This is a genomic window from Faecalicatena contorta (assembly GCF_021531895.1).
Taxonomy (GTDB): domain Bacteria; phylum Bacillota; class Clostridia; order Lachnospirales; family Lachnospiraceae; genus JAFBIX01.
Genome location: NZ_JAFBIX010000001.1, coordinates 22,069 through 38,462 on the forward strand (window position 1 = coordinate 22,069; position 16,394 = coordinate 38,462).

Sequence of the window (16,394 nt, forward strand, 5' to 3'; positions counted from 1 at the left end):
GTACGAATCTAAAGATAAGATGAATCAGTCAAATACCATGAAAGAAATACCTGAAATGGAACGTCCCTATGAAAAATGCGAACGAAAAGGAGCTGGCAGTTTAAGTGATGAAGAATTGCTTGCTGTATTATTACGTACCGGCACTCATGGTGAAAACGCACTTTCTCTTGCAAGGAGAATTCTTTATCACGCAGGAGAAACAGGAATATTAGGAATCCATCAGTTTAATCTGGAGCGTTTGCAAAAAATTAAAGGGATTGGCAAGGTAAAAGCAATTCAGATATCATGTATCTCAGAACTTGCCAAAAGGCTTGCAAAAGCTTCCTATCAGGATACATTAAGTTTTTCGTGCCCGGAAACAGTTGCAAAATATTATATGGAAGATATGCGGCATGAAAAACAAGAACAGATGAAATTATTAATGTTGAATTCAAGAGCAAAATTGATTGGTGAGACTAATATATCAAAAGGAACTGTAAACGCTTCCTTAATCACACCAAGAGAGCTTTTTATAGAAGCATTACAAAAGAATGCTGTATCCATAATTATTATGCATAATCACCCAAGTGGTGATCCAACTCCCAGCCGTGAAGATATGCTGACAACCAAGAGAATCCTCGATGCAGGGGCTTTGATCGGAATAGAATTGTTAGACCATATCATCATTGGCAATAATTGTTATATAAGTTTCCGGGAGGAGGGAATGCTTTAGAAAGGATCGTATCAAATGGCAAGAAATGTATACGGATTAGACCTTGGTTCTTATGAAATCAAGGTCTATGATAAGAAGAAGGATACTATATGGAAAGAGAAAGATGTCATTGCAATCAAAGATTCACGGGATATTTTTGCCGTGGGAGATGATGCTTTCGAGATGTATGAAAAGGCACCTTCTAATATTGAAGTTGTATTTCCGATGAAAGAGGGAGTCATATCACGATTTAATTATATGCAGTTCCTGCTTCAGAATCTTTTGAAAAAAGGAAGGCAATTTGCAAGAGGTTCCGAATATGTTATTGCAGTGCCAACGGATGTTACGGAAGTTGAGAAAAAGGCTTTCTTTGATCTGGTGATTCATTCTACGGCAAAAGCAAAAGAAGTCAATATTGTTGAACGTGCTATCGCAGATGCTGTGGGACTGAACCTGGATGTTAAGAACACAAAGGGATTGTTTATCGTTAATTTTGGTGGGGAAACTACGGAATTATCTGTAATTGCAGGCGGTGGTATGGTTATGAATCGTCTTCTGAAGATTGGAGGTTCGACTTTCGATCAGTCTGTTGTGACATTAATACGTCACAGCCACGATTTCCTGATTGGAAGACATACTGCTGAAGAATTGCGCAAGAATTTCGGGATTTTTACCAGTGATTCTGATTCTGTTCTTCCGGCGGCAGGACGTGATCTGATTACCGGTGTACCGATGAGAAAACCGATTTCCATCAATCTTGTGAGGTCTGCTATGAAAGATCCTCTTTTGGAATGTGTACATGCGATTAATTCGTTGCTTGACCGTACACCACCGGAAGTACGTAAAGCAATTCATGAGAATGGCATCTTCTTAACAGGAGGAGTGGCCCATACCCAGGGATTGGAGACTTATATCGAAGAGATGGTCGGAATTACAACAAGGACAGCATTGGAACCTGATATCTGTGCTGTGTCCGGTCTAAAAAAGATCATTATGTCAAAAGATTTAAAGAAACTTACTTACTCAATGTTGAATGAAAATTATAGGTGGATGAGATAAAATGAAAATAAAAAATCAATCTTCCCTTTCAAGTAAATACTGGCTCTTGATCCTTGCAGCCATCTGTATCATCCTGCTGGGCATTGAACGTTTTTCAGATGGTGGCGGTCCTTTACGTTTTATTGCTAATTATACAGTAATTCCTATGCAGAAAGGAATCAGTTATGTGGGGCGTTTTATGAGTGATGTATCCGGTAATTTTGAGACCTTAGAAGATGTGAAGAAAGAAAATAAAGAACTGCAGTCTAAGGTTGACGAGCTTACGATTGATAATACCAGACTTCGACAGGAGCAATATGAATTAGAGCGCCTTAGAGAATTATACAAGTTAGATCAGAATTATTCTGACTATGAAAAAATCGGTGCCCATGTAATCGCCAATAATGGGAGTAATTGGTTCAACGATTTTACTATTGATAAGGGGAGCAATGACGGTGTACAAGTCAATTCCAATGTTCTTGCGGGCAGTGGTCTGGCAGGGATTGTAACAGAAGTTGGTCCTGATTATGCCCGCGTACGTTCTATTATTGATGACTCAAGCAATATCAGTGCCATGATGCTTTCTACTTCTGATACGTGTGTTGTTCGAGGTGATCTGGAGCTAATGGCGGACGGAAGAATTCGTTTTGAAAAACTTGCCAATAACGAAAATGAAATCGAAGTTGGAGAGCAGGTAGTAACATCACATGTCAGCAATCGTTTTCTTCAAGGACTATTTATTGGATATGTCAGTGAAATTGAAGTGGATGCGAATAATCTGACACGCTCCGGTTATATTACACCGGCTGTTGATTTCAGTAATTTACAGGAAGTTCTGGTAATCACAACTACCAAGCAGGACTTGTTGGATTCTAAGGATAACAGCAGTAAAGGAGAATAGTCTATGAAGCGAAAGTTAATAACTTTTATTATTATTATCCTCTGTTTTTTACTGGAAGGTTCTGTATTCCATCATTTATCCTTTGCTTCCATTAAGCCGAATCTTTTGATTATCGTAACATCATCATTTGGATTTATGCGTGGGAAAAAGGAAGGGCTTTTTGTTGGATTCTTTTCCGGTCTTCTTGTCGATATCTTTTGGGGCAATGTATTGGGATTCCATATGTTGTTATATGCAGTTATTGGATATATTAATGGATTTTTCCAACGATTATTCTATGATGACGATATCAAACTTCCAATCGCGTTAATTGGAGCAAGTGAACTTGTCTATGGTTTGATCATTTATATTTGTATGTATATGCTTCAAGGTGATTTTGCATTTTTTCATCACTTGACAAGCATTATTTTGCCAGAACTGGTATACACAATTCTGGTTACTCTGGTACTATATCAAATTATATTACATGTCAATAAGAAACTTGAAGTAGAAGAACAAAGGAGTGCAAGCAAATTTGTATAATTTATGGGACCGGATCAAAACCGGAATATTGGAATTCTTACAATCCCGAATATTTGTTATCATTGTAGTATTTTGTGTAATGTCAGCAATTCTTGTTCAGCGTGTCTTTTACCTGCAGATTGTCAAAGGCCAGGAATATTATGATGACTATAAACTTCAGATTCAGAAGACGAAGGAAGTTCAAGGTACCCGTGGTAATATATACGATCGCAATGGTAACCTTCTTGCATATAACGAACTGGCATATTCTGTAACGATTGAAGATACCGGAGAATATGACAGTATCAAGCAAAAAAACAAAGAGATGAATAAAGTCATTACAACCGTCATTGAGATGGTCGAATCCAATGGAGATACTGTAATCAATAGTTTTGGCATTATTCTGGATAATGATAACGAGTATATGTTTGTCCATGAAAATGAGACACAGAAATTAAGATTTATCGCCGATGTGTTTGGCAAAAAAACAATTGACGAATTGTCTAAAAAACAACAAAATATGTCTGCGCAGGATATCATTGATTATTTGTGTACAGACGAAATATATGGTTATGGAATTGACCAGAAAAAAATGGAAAAAGAAGATGTGTTGAAGTTGATAAATGTCCGCTACGCAATTTCTTTGAATAATTTCCAAAAATATATAACAACTACAATCGCAGAAGATGTCAGTGAAGAAACGGTTGCAGATGTTATGGAAAATCTAGATAGTCTGCAGGGAGTCAATATCGAAGAAGAATCTTTAAGAAGATATACAGACAGTTACTGTTTTGCCAATATTATTGGATATACCGGACAGATCTCCCAGGAAGAATATGATGCATTAAGCAAAGAAGAGCAAGAAACATATTCAAAAACGGACACTGTAGGAAAGTCTGGACTGGAAAAGACGATGGATACCATGCTTCAAGGGAAAAAAGGAGAAGTAAAACTATACGTTAACAGTGTCGGAAAGGTTATTGAGACAGTAAAAGGAAAAGATCCTGAAGCTGGAAACGATGTCCATCTTACGATTGACGCGAATCTTCAAAAAGCTGCATATCATATCATTGAACAGGAATTAGCCGGAATTCTTCTGGCGAAGATACAAAACGCATTAGATTATGATCGAAATCAGGTCGAGGATGGAAGCGATGTTATCATTCCTATTGGTGATGTATACAATACCTTTATCAGCAATGATATTCTGGATATGACACATTTTGGTGAAGAGGATGCCGGCGCTGCCGAACAGGAAGTCTATGGTATCTTTACCAACAGAAAAGAAGAGGTTGTTCAGCAAATTTCTGACATTCTCCAGGATACAAATGCTGCTGCATATAAAGATCAGCCTAAAGAGATTCAGGCATATTTAACCTATCTTGTGACAGATGTTCTGACAAATGGGACTCAGATTATTATGCCAGATGCTATTAATACCAATGACAGTACTTATAAAGCATGGAAAGACGACGAAAGCATTAATATCAATACGTATTTAAATTATGCAATTTCTCAAAACTGGATCGATACTTCTCTGTTAAAAGAATATGTTTCAAAAGGTGAAGAATATTCCGATTCCAGTGAACTTTATCAGGGAATTGTTGCGTATCTCCTTGATTACATCAGTTCTGATAATAGTTTTGATAAACTGATATACAAATATATGATCAAATCAGGCGAAGTCTCTGGAAGACAGATATGTCTGATGTTGTATGAACAGGGAGTTCTGGAATATGATCAGGCACAATATGATGGTCTGAATTCAGGTAGTATTACTGCCTATGATTTCCTTCGCGGTAAGATTCAGACACTGGAGATTACACCTGGACAACTTGCCTTAGAGCCTTGTACCGGTTCCATGGTTGTGACGGATCCGAACAGTGGTGAAGTACTTGCCTGTGTATCTTATCCTGGTTATGACAATAATCGTCTGGCAAATACCATGGATTCCAATTATTATAATAAACTGGTAACTGATCAGGCCAGACCATTCTATAATAATGCAACACAAGAAAAAACTGCACCGGGTTCTACTTATAAACCGCTAGTCGCAATTGCCGGCTTGACAGAAGGGGTTATTGATGTGAATACAATTCTCCCTTGTACCGGTATTTATAAAAAAGTGGAACCAAATCCAAAATGCTGGATCTATCCGAATGCTCACGGCAGTTTAAATGTAGAAGGTGCTATTCAAAATTCATGTAATAATTTCTTCTATGAAGTAGGATATCGATTAAGTTTGCAAGATAGTGGCCTTGACCAGATTAGTTCTGACAACGTAGAAGGTAAAGCTACAAGCACATATTATTCTAGTGATCTGGGAACAGATACTTTGAAAAAATACGCGGAGGCGTTTGGCCTTGGAGAAACTTCGGGATTGGAAATTCCAGAATCTGAGCCACAGATATCCGATGAATCATCTGTCCCATCAGCGATTGGACAGGGTACTAACAATTATACAACGAGTCAGTTGGCAAGATATATTACAGCAGTTGCCAATAAGGGAACTGTCTATAATCTAAGCCTGATTGATAAAGTCACTTCTGTAGACGGAGAAATCATTAAAGACTATGAGCCGGAAGTAACAAACACCATAACGGATGTCGCATCTTCCACCTGGACGGCCGTTCATAACGGTATGCAAAGGGTAGTAACCGTCGCACATAGTGATATATTTTCCAAATTAAATTCCAGTGGCCTGTCTTTGTACGGGAAAACTGGTACTGCACAACAGAGTAACACACATCCTGACCACGGACTTTTCGTTGGATTCGTTCAAGATGAAAGTCAAGAGGTGGCATTTGCAATTCGTATTGCAAACGGATATAGTTCTACTTATGCTGCTGAAATTGGGAATAATGTGATGGAATACTATTATCAGATAACGCCGGAAAATGAAATCATTACCGGAGCAGCCGCAGAAATTAGTACAGGAACATCAGGAGGAGATTAAGGGAAAGGATGACCATATGTGAAAGAACCGGTACTCATTAAGAGTAACAGATACGGCATCACCATCTATTTTGAACCGGATATACCTTACAAAGAACTGATATCCGAGGTGGAAAATAAATTCCAGGCTTCTGCACATTTCTTTAATCATGCAGAAATGGCTGTGGAATTTGAAGGCCGTACTTTCACAAAAGAAGAAGAGCAGTATCTGACAGAAGTTATTCAAGATGCTGCCGGGATACGTATATTATGTATTATCGAAAAAGATACTGTTACAGAAAAGATTCATAAACGAATGCTGGATGAAAGTCTGAAAGCCATCCATGAGAGAGACGGCAGGTTTTATAGAGGTACGCTAAGAGAAAGACAGATTTTAGAATCTGAAACAAGTATCGTGATTATCGGTGACATCGAGGAAGGTGCCAAAGTGATATCAAAAGGAAATGTCATATCTACTGGTACAATTTACGGAACTGTCATTGCCGGTGCATCTGGTCGTTACGATGCGATAATAGCAGCACTCCAAATAAAGCGCGCAAAGCTAAAAATAGGAGACATTGAAGTAAAACCAGTAATAGGAGGAAGTTATTCATGGGCGAAGTTATTGTAATTACATCAGGAAAAGGTGGAGTCGGCAAAACGACAACAACAGCAAATATAGGTGCAGGTCTATCAAAATTCGACAAAAAAGTTGTGGTCATAGATACAGATCTTGGTCTTCGCAATCTTGATGTAGTCATGGGACTTGAAAATCTGATTGTCTATAATCTTGTAGATGTGATTGAAGGGACTTGTCGATTAAAACAGGCATTAATTCGTGATAAACGCTATGAAAATCTCTATCTTTTGCCTTCAGCACAGACAAAAGACAAATCAGCAATATCGCCAGGTCAGATGAAAAAACTGACTTCTGAATTAAAAGAAGAATTTGATTACATACTTTTGGATTGTCCGGCTGGAATTGAACAAGGATTTCAAAATGCGATTGCTGGTGCAGACCGCGCTATCGTAGTGACAACACCTGAAGTATCTGCAATCCGAGATGCAGATCGAATCATTGGTCTGTTGGAAAAGAACCAGATAAAAACAATTGATCTGATCATCAATCGAATTCGTATGGACATGGTAAAACGTGGAGATATGATGTCTATAGATGATGTAACGGAGATATTATCCGTTCCTTTGATCGGAGCACTTCCTGATGATGAACAGGTAGTCATTGGAACTAATCAGGGCGAACCGGTCGTTGGATTAAATTCTCAGGCCGGGACAGCATATATGAACATCTGTAAGCGGATCATGGGAGTAGAAGTTCCATTTATGGATCTGGAACATAACACTGGTATTTTTTCAAAGCTTTCACACCTCTTCAAAAAAGAATAGGAGGATATAAGAATGCTGAAAAGATCTTCTGTTTCTATCGCAAAGAACCGATTGAAAGCATTGGTCGTATCTGACCGTGTGCAATGTACTCCAGAAGCATATGATAATATTTGCAAAGAATTATATGAATCCCTTTCCAAATATTTTGAACTTACAGAAGAAAATTTTCAGGTAGATATAAAACGGACACAAGTTATTATTACATTTGCAGGAGAAGAAACGTGAGATTACCTAGATTTACAAAACCTTATCATTTAAAAGATTATAAATTCAGCTTAATCATCCTTGTCGTAGCAATATCCATACTGGGGGTTCTTGCTGTCGGCAGTGCCAAACCGGCTTATCAGTCTAAACAGATTTTAGGACTTGGAATTGGTCTTGTCGTCATGGTTATAATATCGTTGATTGATTATGTATGGATCTTGAATTTTTATTGGCTGATTTATCTGTTCTCAATAGTGATTTTGGCTGTAGTTCTGGTTTTTGGAACAGAAGTCAATGGTGCAACTCGTTGGATCGATCTTGGTTTTACAACATTCCAGCCGTCCGAACTTGCCAAGATTCTATTGATTCTGTTTTTCGCCAAATTTATCATGGAGCATGAGGAAGATATCAGTGACAAATTTACGATTATAAAATATGCGATTCTTGCAGGAATACCGCTTGTATTAATCGTATCAGAGCCTAATCTTTCTACGACTATTTGTACGGCAGCAGTTATCTGTATTTTAATCTATATCGGAGGTCTGAGTTATAAATTTATTGGAACAGTATTGGTCGTTCTTGTTCCGGTCGCAATTATTTTCCTAAGCATTGTAGTTCAGCCCAACCAACCGCTCTTAAAAGATTATCAGCAGAAACGTATCCTTGCCTTTCTGGAACCAGAAAAATATGCCAGTGATGAAGCATATCAACAAAAGAATTCTGTGATGGCAATCGGTTCCGGTCAGTTGACAGGAAAAGGGTTAAATAATAATACGACCACCTCTGTCAAAAATGGGAATTTCATCTCTGAGCCGCAGACAGACTTTATTTTTGCAATTGTAGGTGAAGAACTTGGTTTTATTGGTAGTTGTATAGTTATTGCGTTATTGTTATTAATTGTGATACAATGTATTTTAATAGGTACTCGATCGCAGGACCTGGCGGGAAAGATCATCTGTTGTGGAGTGGGCAGTCTTATTGGTGTCCAAAGTTTTATTAATATAGGTGTTGCCACACAGTTATTACCTAATACCGGAGTTCCGTTACCATTCGTAAGTTATGGGCTGACTTCTCTAGTTAGTTTATATATGGGTATAGGTTTTGTCTTGAACGTCGGGTTGCAACCGAAAAAATATCAATAAGGAGTGAGAACAATGAACATTGGCCTGATAGCGCACGATTCAAAAAAGACTTTAATGCAAAATTTTTGTATTGCATATAGAGGCATCCTTAGTAAACACAATCTATATGCGACCGGAACAACCGGACGCTTAATTGAAGAAGTAACCAATCTGAATGTCCACAAGTATCTTGCCGGACCATTGGGGGGTAAGCAGCAGTTAGGTGCACAGATTGCACAGAATGATATTGACGCGCTTATCTTTTTAAGAGAGCCCAATAACCCAAAACCTCATGAACCAGATGTGAATGACGTTATACGTCTCTGTGATATGTATAATATCCCGATGGCAACCAATCTTGCCACCGCAGAATTAATTATATTAGCAATTGATAGAGGAGATCTTGATTGGCGTGAAATGTATCGGTAAGTTTGGCAAGGTGCTAATTGTTATTACTTCTTTTTTACTTCTTGTATCAGGATGTGGAAAAAAGGAAGAAGTAGTAGCAGCATATGAAACAGAAAACTATAACAAAGCTATTTATAAAGCTGATTTATTTGCAGATAATTTGTGTGTAGTTTCCGAAGACGTTGATCTGGAGGGGACTCCTGATACTTCAGGTTTACATGCAGCTGCTTTATTTGACTTGGATGGAAAAAAAGTTGATTTTTCATATCATGTTTTTGAAAGATTATATCCAGCAAGTACAACAAAGATATTAACTGCGCTGGTGGCACTAAAAAATGCAGATTTGTCGGATATGGTGACAGTTTCTACCAATGCAGACGCCGCAAGATTTGCAGCAGATGAACAGACTTGCGGAATCCATGCGGGAGACCAGCTTACACTTTCTGATCTGCTTTATGGGCTCCTTTTATATTCAGGAAATGATAATGCTGTTGCAATTGCTGAGTATGTAGGTGGAAGTATGGATCATTTTGTGCAAATGATGAATGATGAAGCACAGGATTTATTAGCTACAGGCACACATTTTGTAAACTCTAATGGTCTTCACAATGAAAATCATTATACAACTGCTTATGATCTGTATTTGATTTTCAATGAATGCCTAAAATATGATGAATTTGTTAATATTATCAGTGCTGATTCTCATGTAGCTTCTATTACAGGGGCAGACGGAACCGTTCGACAGATCACCTGGCAGCCAACGAATTTTTATGCGACTGGTGAAGCTGAATTACCCGATTCTGCGACAGTTATCGGCGGTAAGACCGGAACAACCCAGGAAGCAGGAAATTGTCTGATCCTATTAGAAAAAGGCGCTAATGAGCATCCATATATCTCCATTGTAATGGGCGCAGATACAAAAGGTATCCTTTATCAGGATATGACAATGCTAATAAATGCGATACCAGAAAAGCAATAAGAGGGGCATCTCGAACGGGATACCCCTCTTATCTGTAAAAACCATATTATTATGAAAAACTGGTGACTCTGCCGTACAAACTAATAAGATAAAGGCCGCACAGCCCGACAATTGTGTAGATAATACGTGAAATCCACGAAAGATTACCGAATAGAAATGCCACCAGATCAAAACGGAATATCCCAATCAAAAGCCAGTTAATGGCACCTATGATTACGATTGTCAGAGCGGTATTATCAAACCATTTCATGTAAAATTCCTCCTTTTAACATGCTACCATTAGTATGGCTTATGGAGATATAATTATACATGGGAAAGGAAAAAAATATCAAATGAATCAACAATTGCCATATTATCCTTATTCTGATTATTTAAAAAATAAATACGGTGAAAAAGTGTATAAGCTTCCGGTCAACCTTCCGGTCAGCTGCCCGAATCGCAGAAATGGTCACGGATGCTCTTTTTGCGCTGAATCAGGGACTGGATTTGAAGCTATGGACTGTCATATTCCTGTTCATAAGCAATTAGAAAAAACAAAGGAATATATTGAAAATAGATATCATGCGCATAAATTTATTGCTTATTTTCAAAACTATACAAATACTTTTCTTCCATTAGATGATTTCGCGTTTTATATGAATGAAGCCGTAAAAGTTCCTGATATAATAGAGATTGCCGTCTCGACACGACCTGATTGTATCACCGAAAGTTATCTGGATGTTCTTCAGTCATTAAAAGAATCTTACCAGGTTGGAATCACAATAGAATTAGGGCTTCAAACTACAAACTGTCATACACTTCAAAGCATAAACCGTGGACATACATTGGCAGAATTTATAGATGCCGTTTTGAAGATTCATCGGTACGATTTTGATCTGTGTACTCATGTAATATTAAATCTGCCGGGAGATGATATGCTGGATGCCATTGAGAATGCAAAGATATTATCTGCACTTCATATACAAATCGTTAAAGCTCATTCACTGTACATTGCAAAAAACACACAGTTGTACAACGCCTACGAAAATGGTACAATAGCTTTATGTTCAAAAGAAGATTACATCAAAAGACTAGCTGCTTTTCTGGAATATCTAAGTCCAGATATCGCTGTGGAACGGCTCTTTAGCCGTATCCCGGAAAAAGATGCCGTATTCTGTAATTGGGGTTGCAGCTGGTGGAAATTACGAGATGAATTGTTGACATATATGGAACAGACTAATAGTTATCAGGGAAAAGAATATCATTATCTGAACGGAGCTGCTCTGAAAGAATTAGAGACATAAAACAGGAGGCTTTATTTTTGGCAGGAAACAAACTTACAAACATTCAGGTTTATCGAAAAAAATGGAATATAAATATAGGAGTTATCATTTTCGGGGCTGTATTCATCTATCTGGTTGTAACAGTTTTACTATATCTGACAGGGAATCATGTAACTGCTTACGAAGTAAGAGAAGGATCCATCTTAAAAGATAACGCTTATACTGGCTTTATTGTCAGAGACGAGACAATTGTACAGGCAGAATCTGATGGCTATATCAATTATTTTGCTTTGGAAGGAAGCAAAGTTGGAGCAAAGACCCGCGTATATACCTTGTCTGATAAAAAGCTGGAATTAACCTCGAATACTGACGAAGAATCTCTGGAACTTACTTCTGAGGAACAGAACTCTATATTGATGAAGACTCAGTCATTTTCAGAAAATTTTAGAGAAGAACAATTTAGTGATGTATATACATTAAAAAATAATATTACAAATGTATTGGAAAGCAAATCTAATCAAAGCAGACAAGCTCAATTAGACGCTATGGTTGCAGAAGGAAACAATGATCTTCAGATATATACAGCTGTTTCTGACGGAATCATTCTCTATTCTACAGACGGTTATGAAAACATAACCACTGATCAAGTGACAGAAGATGACATATCAAAAGCTAATTATGAGTCAAAAAATCTAACTGATAATACAAAAATCAAAGCTGGAGATCCTGTATATAAATTAATTCGTTCTAATGATTGGTCTGTTGTTATTCTTCTAAATGATGAGACAGCCAAAGAATTAGCAGATGTAAATCGTGTAAAAGTCTCTTTTTCTAAGGATAACGAGACTACATATGCTGGCTTTTCCATACAAACGAAAAAAGATACCTCCTATGGAATTCTTACCTTCGACAGCTCCATGATTCGCTATGCGGAAGAAAGGTATCTGGATCTGGAATTAATTCTGGAAGATGAATCAGGGCTTAAGATTCCAAAATCTTCTGTAGTAACGAAAAAGTTCTATACCGTTCCAAAGGATTATCTGACATCTGGAGGAAACAGCAGTGGTACAGGTGTACTCGTTGATATCAGTAAAGATCAATCACAATTCCAAAGTGTGGAAGTTTATTATTCTGACGAAGAATCGAATTTGGTTTATCTTGATTATGATGCTTTTGATTCAAATACTGTATTAAAAAAACCGGATTCATCCGAGACCTATGAATTGACTAAAACCAAGAAATTAAAAGGTGTGTATAATATCAACAAAGGATATGCTATATTCAGACAAGTGCAGATTCTATGTGAAAGTGATGAGTATTATATTGTTGCATCCGGTCAAGATTATGGTCTGACAAATTATGACCACATAGCATTATATGGAGATAGCGTCCGTACAGATGATGTGGTATTTTAAGAAGGAGTGGTTAACTTATGTTAAAAGAAAATCTAACATCCGTTGAAAATCAGATTCAGACTGCATGTGAGCGCTCTGGCAGAGATAGAAAGGATGTCACATTAATTGCGGTGAGCAAGACCAAGCCTGTTGAAACACTGGAAGAGGCATATAATTTAGGTGTCCGTGTTTTTGGCGAAAACAAAGTGCAAGAACTGGCAGATAAATATGAAGTACTTCCCAAAGATATTCATTGGCATATGATTGGTCATTTGCAAAGGAATAAGGTAAAGTATATCATCGATAAAGTCGATCTGATTCATTCCGTAGATTCTGTACGTCTTGCAGAAACGATTGAAAAAGAAGCCGCAAAACACAATCTGACAGCCAACATTCTAATTGAAGTAAATGTTGCAAAAGAAGAAAGCAAATTTGGAATAATGCCAGAAGAATTGGATGAATTCATTGAAAAAATTGCTGGTTTTTCACATATTCAGGTAAAAGGGCTGATGACAATCGCTCCTTTTGTAGAAGATCCTGAAGAAAACCGCCCAATTTTCGCGCGTTTACGCAAATTATCTGTTGACATCGCAGCGAAAAACGTTGATAATATTACTATGAGCATTCTTTCAATGGGCATGACAAATGATTATCAGGTAGCCATAGAAGAGGGCGCAACGATGGTCCGGGTGGGAACTGGAATTTTTGGTGCGCGCAATTATGCTCTAGTATAACCGAAGATAGGAGATAATTTAGATGGGAGTATTAGATAAGTTTTTAGATATTATGAAACTGAGTGATGACGACGATTATGAAGATGACGATTTCTTCGATGATGATTATGACGATGATTACGAAGAAAAGCCAAAGAAAAGTTTTTTCCGAAAAGATAAAGAAGAAGTTTATGATGATTATGACGATGATTATGAACCTCCTGTAAAGACAAAGTCTACACGTTCTTCTAATAATAAAGTAACACCGATGCGTCAGCCGGCCAGAAGAAATAATGTCAGCATGGAAGTTTGTGTAATCAAACCTAACTCTGTTGAGGATTCTCGTGAAATTACAGAGACTTTATTAAGTGGACGTACTGTGATCCTGAATCTGGAAGGCCTGGATCTCGAAGTTGCGCAGCGTATTATCGATTTTACTTCTGGTGCAGCGTTTGCAATCAGCGGTAATTTGCAGAAGATTTCCAATTACATATTCTTGGTAACACCTACAAATGTCGATATTTCTGGAGATTTACAGGATTTATTAAATACTTCTTTCGACGCATCATCCATGCGTTCAAGATTCTAATAGCTATGAATAAAGAAGAGATATTGTTACAAAAACGGCTGATTGAACTGTCAAAAATTGCATATGCCCGTGGGATTGTTACATTCTCTGATTTTCTAAATCTGAATGAATTAAATATATTACATACCACTCCAAAAAATTTGTTTATGTCTCAATATGAGACATATGGCGGGTATGACTTATCAGAGCGTCAGATGGTTGCATTTCTACCTGATGCTCTTTATTATGATTATCAATATCCCATTCAGATGGTAGAAATAGCACCAATCAACCAAAAATTTTCAGAAGATTTAAGTCATAGAGATTATCTGGGATCTGTAATGAATCTTGGAATCGAACGAAGTAAATTTGGAGATATTATTGTTGATAATGGCAGGGCAATTCTATTTAGCAAAGAAGAATTAGCTGATTATATCAAGGAAAATCTCACCCGTATCAAACATACGACAGTACAGGCTAAAATCATACCAGATTATGAAGTGTCATATGAGCCGAAGTATGAAGAATTAAAGGGAACAGTTCCTTCTATTCGCCTAGATACCATTCTTTCTATTGCATATCCTTTATCAAGGAGTAAATTAACACCCCTGATTGAATCCGGAAGGGTATTTGTCAACGGAAAATTAATCACAAGCAATGGGTATCATCTAAAAGAAGGAGATATGATTTCTGTTCGCAAAATGGGACGAATATCATATACAGGAATATTATCCGAGACTAAAAAAGGACGATATATGGTCTCTGTTCGCAAATATATATAGACGAGGGAATAATGAATATTGCTATGAATACAGAAAAAAAAACTTATAAGCACTATCTGACATCAATCATATGTATGGTTGTTCTCATCATTTTAGATCAAATCACAAAATTATGTGCAATAAAAAATCTGAAAAATCAGTCACCTTACATTATCATTAAAAATGTATTTCAACTTGAGTATTTGGAAAACAGAGGAGCTGCTTTTGGATTATTCCAGAACCAGCGTGTTTTCTTTTTCGCAAGTGTAATTTTGATAACTATTATTGTAGTACTTTTTTATTACAGAGCTCCAATGGAACAAAGATATCTTCCGCTGAGAATATGTGCTGTCTGCATCATGGCTGGCGCATGGGGAAATTGTATAGACCGAATACGTCTTAATTACGTTGTTGATTTTTTCTATTTTAAGCTGATAGATTTTCCAATCTTCAATGTGGCAGATATTTATGTCACCGTATCAACGATTGCGTTGGCAATCTTAATATGCTTCTATTATAAGGAGGAAGACTTTGAAAGAATACTTCACCGTTGAGAATCAGGAAGGAGAGCGAATTGATCGTTATCTTTCCGAAGAAATGGAAGACCGGTCAAGATCCTATATTCAAAAATTAATCAAAGACCAGTATGTAATCGTTAATCAGAAGCCTGTAAAAGCCAATTACAGGCTTTCTTTAGGTGACATGGTAGAGATTACTCTTCCAGAGGCAAAAGAGCCTGACATTATTCCTGAGAACATTCCGCTGGATATCTTGTACGAAGACCAAGATATTATTATTGTTAATAAACCAAAACAAATGGTAGTTCATCCAGCACCGGGACATTACAGTGGAACTTTAGTTAACGCTTTAATGTATCATTGTGGTCAGGAACTGTCCGGTATTAATGGTACAATGCGTCCTGGAATCGTACATCGCATTGATATGGACACAACTGGTTCTCTGATTGTCTGTAAAAACGATATGGCCCACCAAAGCCTCTCTGAACAATTAAAGGTTCATTCCATCAAACGTGTTTATGTTGCCATTGTGCATGGGAATATAAAAGAGGATAACGGTACCGTTAACGCACCCATCGGAAGACATCCTACTGAGCGTAAAAAGATGAGTATTCATACCAAAAACGGAAGGAATGCTATTACCCACTATAAAGTACTAGAACGTTTTGGAGAGTATACTTATATTCAATGTGAACTTGAGACCGGACGCACGCATCAGATTCGCGTGCACATGGCCAGTATCGGTCATCCATTAGTAGGAGATCAAGTATATGGTCCCAGAAAATGTCCTTTCCCTAAGCTTCAAGGACAAACTCTTCATGCAAAAACTCTTGGAATCATTCATCCCCGAACAGGTGAATATCTGGAAATAAATGCACCGTTACCAGATTATTTTATCGAACTATTAGACAGACTAAGGAATATTTATCATTAAATTATACAAAAATTCTATACAATTACTTCAAATTATTATATAATATATTCATAATTATTTTTG

At 37.3% G+C, this 16,394-nt stretch carries 19 protein-coding genes; 18 read left to right on the plus strand and 1 reads right to left on the minus strand.

The features are described 5' to 3' along the window. Positions 1-19 precede the first annotated feature (19 nt). Genes radC through JQM81_RS00160 form a run of 11 tightly spaced genes read left to right on the plus strand, consistent with a single transcriptional unit; the run spans position 20 to position 10,181 of the window. Complete coding sequence (gene radC, locus JQM81_RS00110) at positions 20-712, plus strand: RadC family protein (protein ID WP_235231442.1); 693 nt, start codon at positions 20-22, stop codon at positions 710-712. 15 nt (positions 713-727) lie between these two features. Beyond that, a complete protein-coding gene (locus JQM81_RS00115) occupies positions 728-1,750 on the plus strand; it encodes a rod shape-determining protein (RefSeq protein WP_235231443.1) in 1,023 nt (340 codons plus the stop codon). A 1-nt stretch (position 1,751) separates the two neighbouring features. Beyond that, positions 1,752-2,630, plus strand: coding sequence for a rod shape-determining protein MreC (gene mreC / locus JQM81_RS00120; RefSeq protein ID WP_235231444.1), 879 nt, complete (start codon positions 1,752-1,754; stop codon positions 2,628-2,630). Positions 2,631-2,633: 3 nt separating this feature from the next. Beyond that, positions 2,634-3,152: a rod shape-determining protein MreD gene (mreD, locus tag JQM81_RS00125; RefSeq protein WP_235231445.1), complete on the plus strand. Its 519-nt coding sequence runs from the start codon at positions 2,634-2,636 to the stop codon at positions 3,150-3,152. Beyond that, positions 3,145-6,087 (plus strand): penicillin-binding transpeptidase domain-containing protein, encoded by a 2,943-nt coding sequence (locus tag JQM81_RS00130; protein ID WP_235231446.1) that lies wholly within the window; start codon positions 3,145-3,147, stop codon positions 6,085-6,087. The genes mreD and JQM81_RS00130 overlap by 8 nt, the downstream gene beginning before the upstream one ends. An 18-nt stretch (positions 6,088-6,105) precedes the next feature. After that, a complete protein-coding gene (locus JQM81_RS13645) occupies positions 6,106-6,696 on the plus strand; it encodes a septum site-determining protein MinC (RefSeq protein WP_235231447.1) in 591 nt (196 codons plus the stop codon). Beyond that, positions 6,678-7,469 carry a septum site-determining protein MinD gene (gene minD, locus JQM81_RS00140; protein WP_235231448.1) on the plus strand — a complete coding sequence of 264 codons (792 nt, stop codon included), beginning with the start codon at positions 6,678-6,680 and terminating at the stop codon, positions 7,467-7,469. Before JQM81_RS13645 ends, minD begins: the two co-directional genes overlap by 19 nt. Before the next feature lie 12 nt (positions 7,470-7,481). Further along, the gene (locus JQM81_RS00145; protein WP_235231449.1) at positions 7,482-7,694 is read left to right on the plus strand and encodes a cell division topological specificity factor MinE; all 213 of its coding nucleotides are present in this window, start codon (positions 7,482-7,484) and stop codon (positions 7,692-7,694) included. Next, the gene (locus tag JQM81_RS00150; protein ID WP_235231450.1) at positions 7,691-8,815 is read left to right on the plus strand and encodes an FtsW/RodA/SpoVE family cell cycle protein; all 1,125 of its coding nucleotides are present in this window, start codon (positions 7,691-7,693) and stop codon (positions 8,813-8,815) included. Before JQM81_RS00145 ends, JQM81_RS00150 begins: the two co-directional genes overlap by 4 nt. Positions 8,816-8,827: 12 nt before the next feature. After that, complete coding sequence (mgsA, locus tag JQM81_RS00155) at positions 8,828-9,223, plus strand: methylglyoxal synthase (protein ID WP_235231451.1); 396 nt, start codon at positions 8,828-8,830, stop codon at positions 9,221-9,223. Next, positions 9,207-10,181: a D-alanyl-D-alanine carboxypeptidase family protein gene (locus JQM81_RS00160; RefSeq protein ID WP_235231452.1), complete on the plus strand. Its 975-nt coding sequence runs from the start codon at positions 9,207-9,209 to the stop codon at positions 10,179-10,181. Before mgsA ends, JQM81_RS00160 begins: the two co-directional genes overlap by 17 nt. A 49-nt stretch (positions 10,182-10,230) precedes the next feature. Here the strand turns inward: JQM81_RS00160 and JQM81_RS00165 are convergent, their stop codons facing one another. Next, the gene (locus JQM81_RS00165; protein WP_235231453.1) at positions 10,231-10,431 is read right to left on the minus strand and encodes a DUF378 domain-containing protein; all 201 of its coding nucleotides are present in this window, start codon (positions 10,429-10,431) and stop codon (positions 10,231-10,233) included. A gap of 82 nt (positions 10,432-10,513) precedes the next feature. Between JQM81_RS00165 and JQM81_RS00170 the strand changes: the two genes are divergently transcribed. From JQM81_RS00170 to JQM81_RS00200, 7 genes are read left to right on the plus strand one after another with little or no spacing between them, the layout of a single operon-like run. Further along, the gene (locus JQM81_RS00170) at positions 10,514-11,464 is read left to right on the plus strand and encodes a TIGR01212 family radical SAM protein (RefSeq protein WP_235231454.1); all 951 of its coding nucleotides are present in this window, start codon (positions 10,514-10,516) and stop codon (positions 11,462-11,464) included. A gap of 17 nt (positions 11,465-11,481) precedes the next feature. Beyond that, entirely contained in the window at positions 11,482-12,858 is a 1,377-nt protein-coding gene (locus tag JQM81_RS00175) for an HlyD family efflux transporter periplasmic adaptor subunit (RefSeq protein ID WP_235231455.1), read from the plus strand. Positions 12,859-12,875: 17 nt separating this feature from the next. Beyond that, complete coding sequence (locus JQM81_RS00180; protein WP_235231456.1) at positions 12,876-13,571, plus strand: YggS family pyridoxal phosphate-dependent enzyme; 696 nt, start codon at positions 12,876-12,878, stop codon at positions 13,569-13,571. Positions 13,572-13,593: 22 nt separating this feature from the next. Then, on the plus strand, positions 13,594-14,139 hold the full coding sequence (locus tag JQM81_RS00185; RefSeq protein ID WP_235231457.1) for a cell division protein SepF: 546 nt from the start codon (positions 13,594-13,596) through the stop codon (positions 14,137-14,139). A gap of 5 nt (positions 14,140-14,144) precedes the next feature. Continuing rightward, positions 14,145-14,900 (plus strand): RNA-binding protein, encoded by a 756-nt coding sequence (locus JQM81_RS00190; RefSeq protein WP_235231458.1) that lies wholly within the window; start codon positions 14,145-14,147, stop codon positions 14,898-14,900. Between the two features lie 23 nt (positions 14,901-14,923). Continuing rightward, positions 14,924-15,433, plus strand: coding sequence for a signal peptidase II (gene lspA / locus JQM81_RS00195; RefSeq protein ID WP_420370564.1), 510 nt, complete (start codon positions 14,924-14,926; stop codon positions 15,431-15,433). Continuing rightward, entirely contained in the window at positions 15,411-16,331 is a 921-nt protein-coding gene (locus tag JQM81_RS00200; RefSeq protein ID WP_235231460.1) for an RluA family pseudouridine synthase, read from the plus strand. The genes lspA and JQM81_RS00200 overlap by 23 nt, the downstream gene beginning before the upstream one ends. Positions 16,332-16,394: the final 63 nt, after the last annotated feature.

Excerpts from the sequence above, each read along its gene's own strand:
- mgsA (WP_235231451.1), top strand. The coding sequence starts at position 8,828 with ATGAACATTGGCCTGATAGCGCACGATTCAAAAAAGACTTTAATGCAA.
- JQM81_RS00180 (WP_235231456.1), top strand. The coding sequence starts at position 12,876 with ATGTTAAAAGAAAATCTAACATCCGTTGAAAATCAGATTCAGACTGCA.
- minD (WP_235231448.1), top strand. The coding sequence starts at position 6,678 with ATGGGCGAAGTTATTGTAATTACATCAGGAAAAGGTGGAGTCGGCAAA.
- JQM81_RS00165 (WP_235231453.1), bottom strand. The coding sequence starts at position 10,431 with ATGAAATGGTTTGATAATACCGCTCTGACAATCGTAATCATAGGTGCC.
- mreD (WP_235231445.1), top strand. The coding sequence starts at position 2,634 with ATGAAGCGAAAGTTAATAACTTTTATTATTATTATCCTCTGTTTTTTA.
- JQM81_RS00170 (WP_235231454.1), top strand. The coding sequence starts at position 10,514 with ATGAATCAACAATTGCCATATTATCCTTATTCTGATTATTTAAAAAAT.
- mreC (WP_235231444.1), top strand. The coding sequence starts at position 1,752 with ATGAAAATAAAAAATCAATCTTCCCTTTCAAGTAAATACTGGCTCTTG.
- JQM81_RS00115 (WP_235231443.1), top strand. The coding sequence starts at position 728 with ATGGCAAGAAATGTATACGGATTAGACCTTGGTTCTTATGAAATCAAG.
- JQM81_RS00145 (WP_235231449.1), top strand. The coding sequence starts at position 7,482 with ATGCTGAAAAGATCTTCTGTTTCTATCGCAAAGAACCGATTGAAAGCA.
- radC (WP_235231442.1), top strand. The coding sequence starts at position 20 with ATGAATCAGTCAAATACCATGAAAGAAATACCTGAAATGGAACGTCCC.
- JQM81_RS00190 (WP_235231458.1), top strand. The coding sequence starts at position 14,145 with ATGAATAAAGAAGAGATATTGTTACAAAAACGGCTGATTGAACTGTCA.
- lspA (WP_420370564.1), top strand. The coding sequence starts at position 14,924 with ATGAATACAGAAAAAAAAACTTATAAGCACTATCTGACATCAATCATA.
- JQM81_RS00185 (WP_235231457.1), top strand. The coding sequence starts at position 13,594 with ATGGGAGTATTAGATAAGTTTTTAGATATTATGAAACTGAGTGATGAC.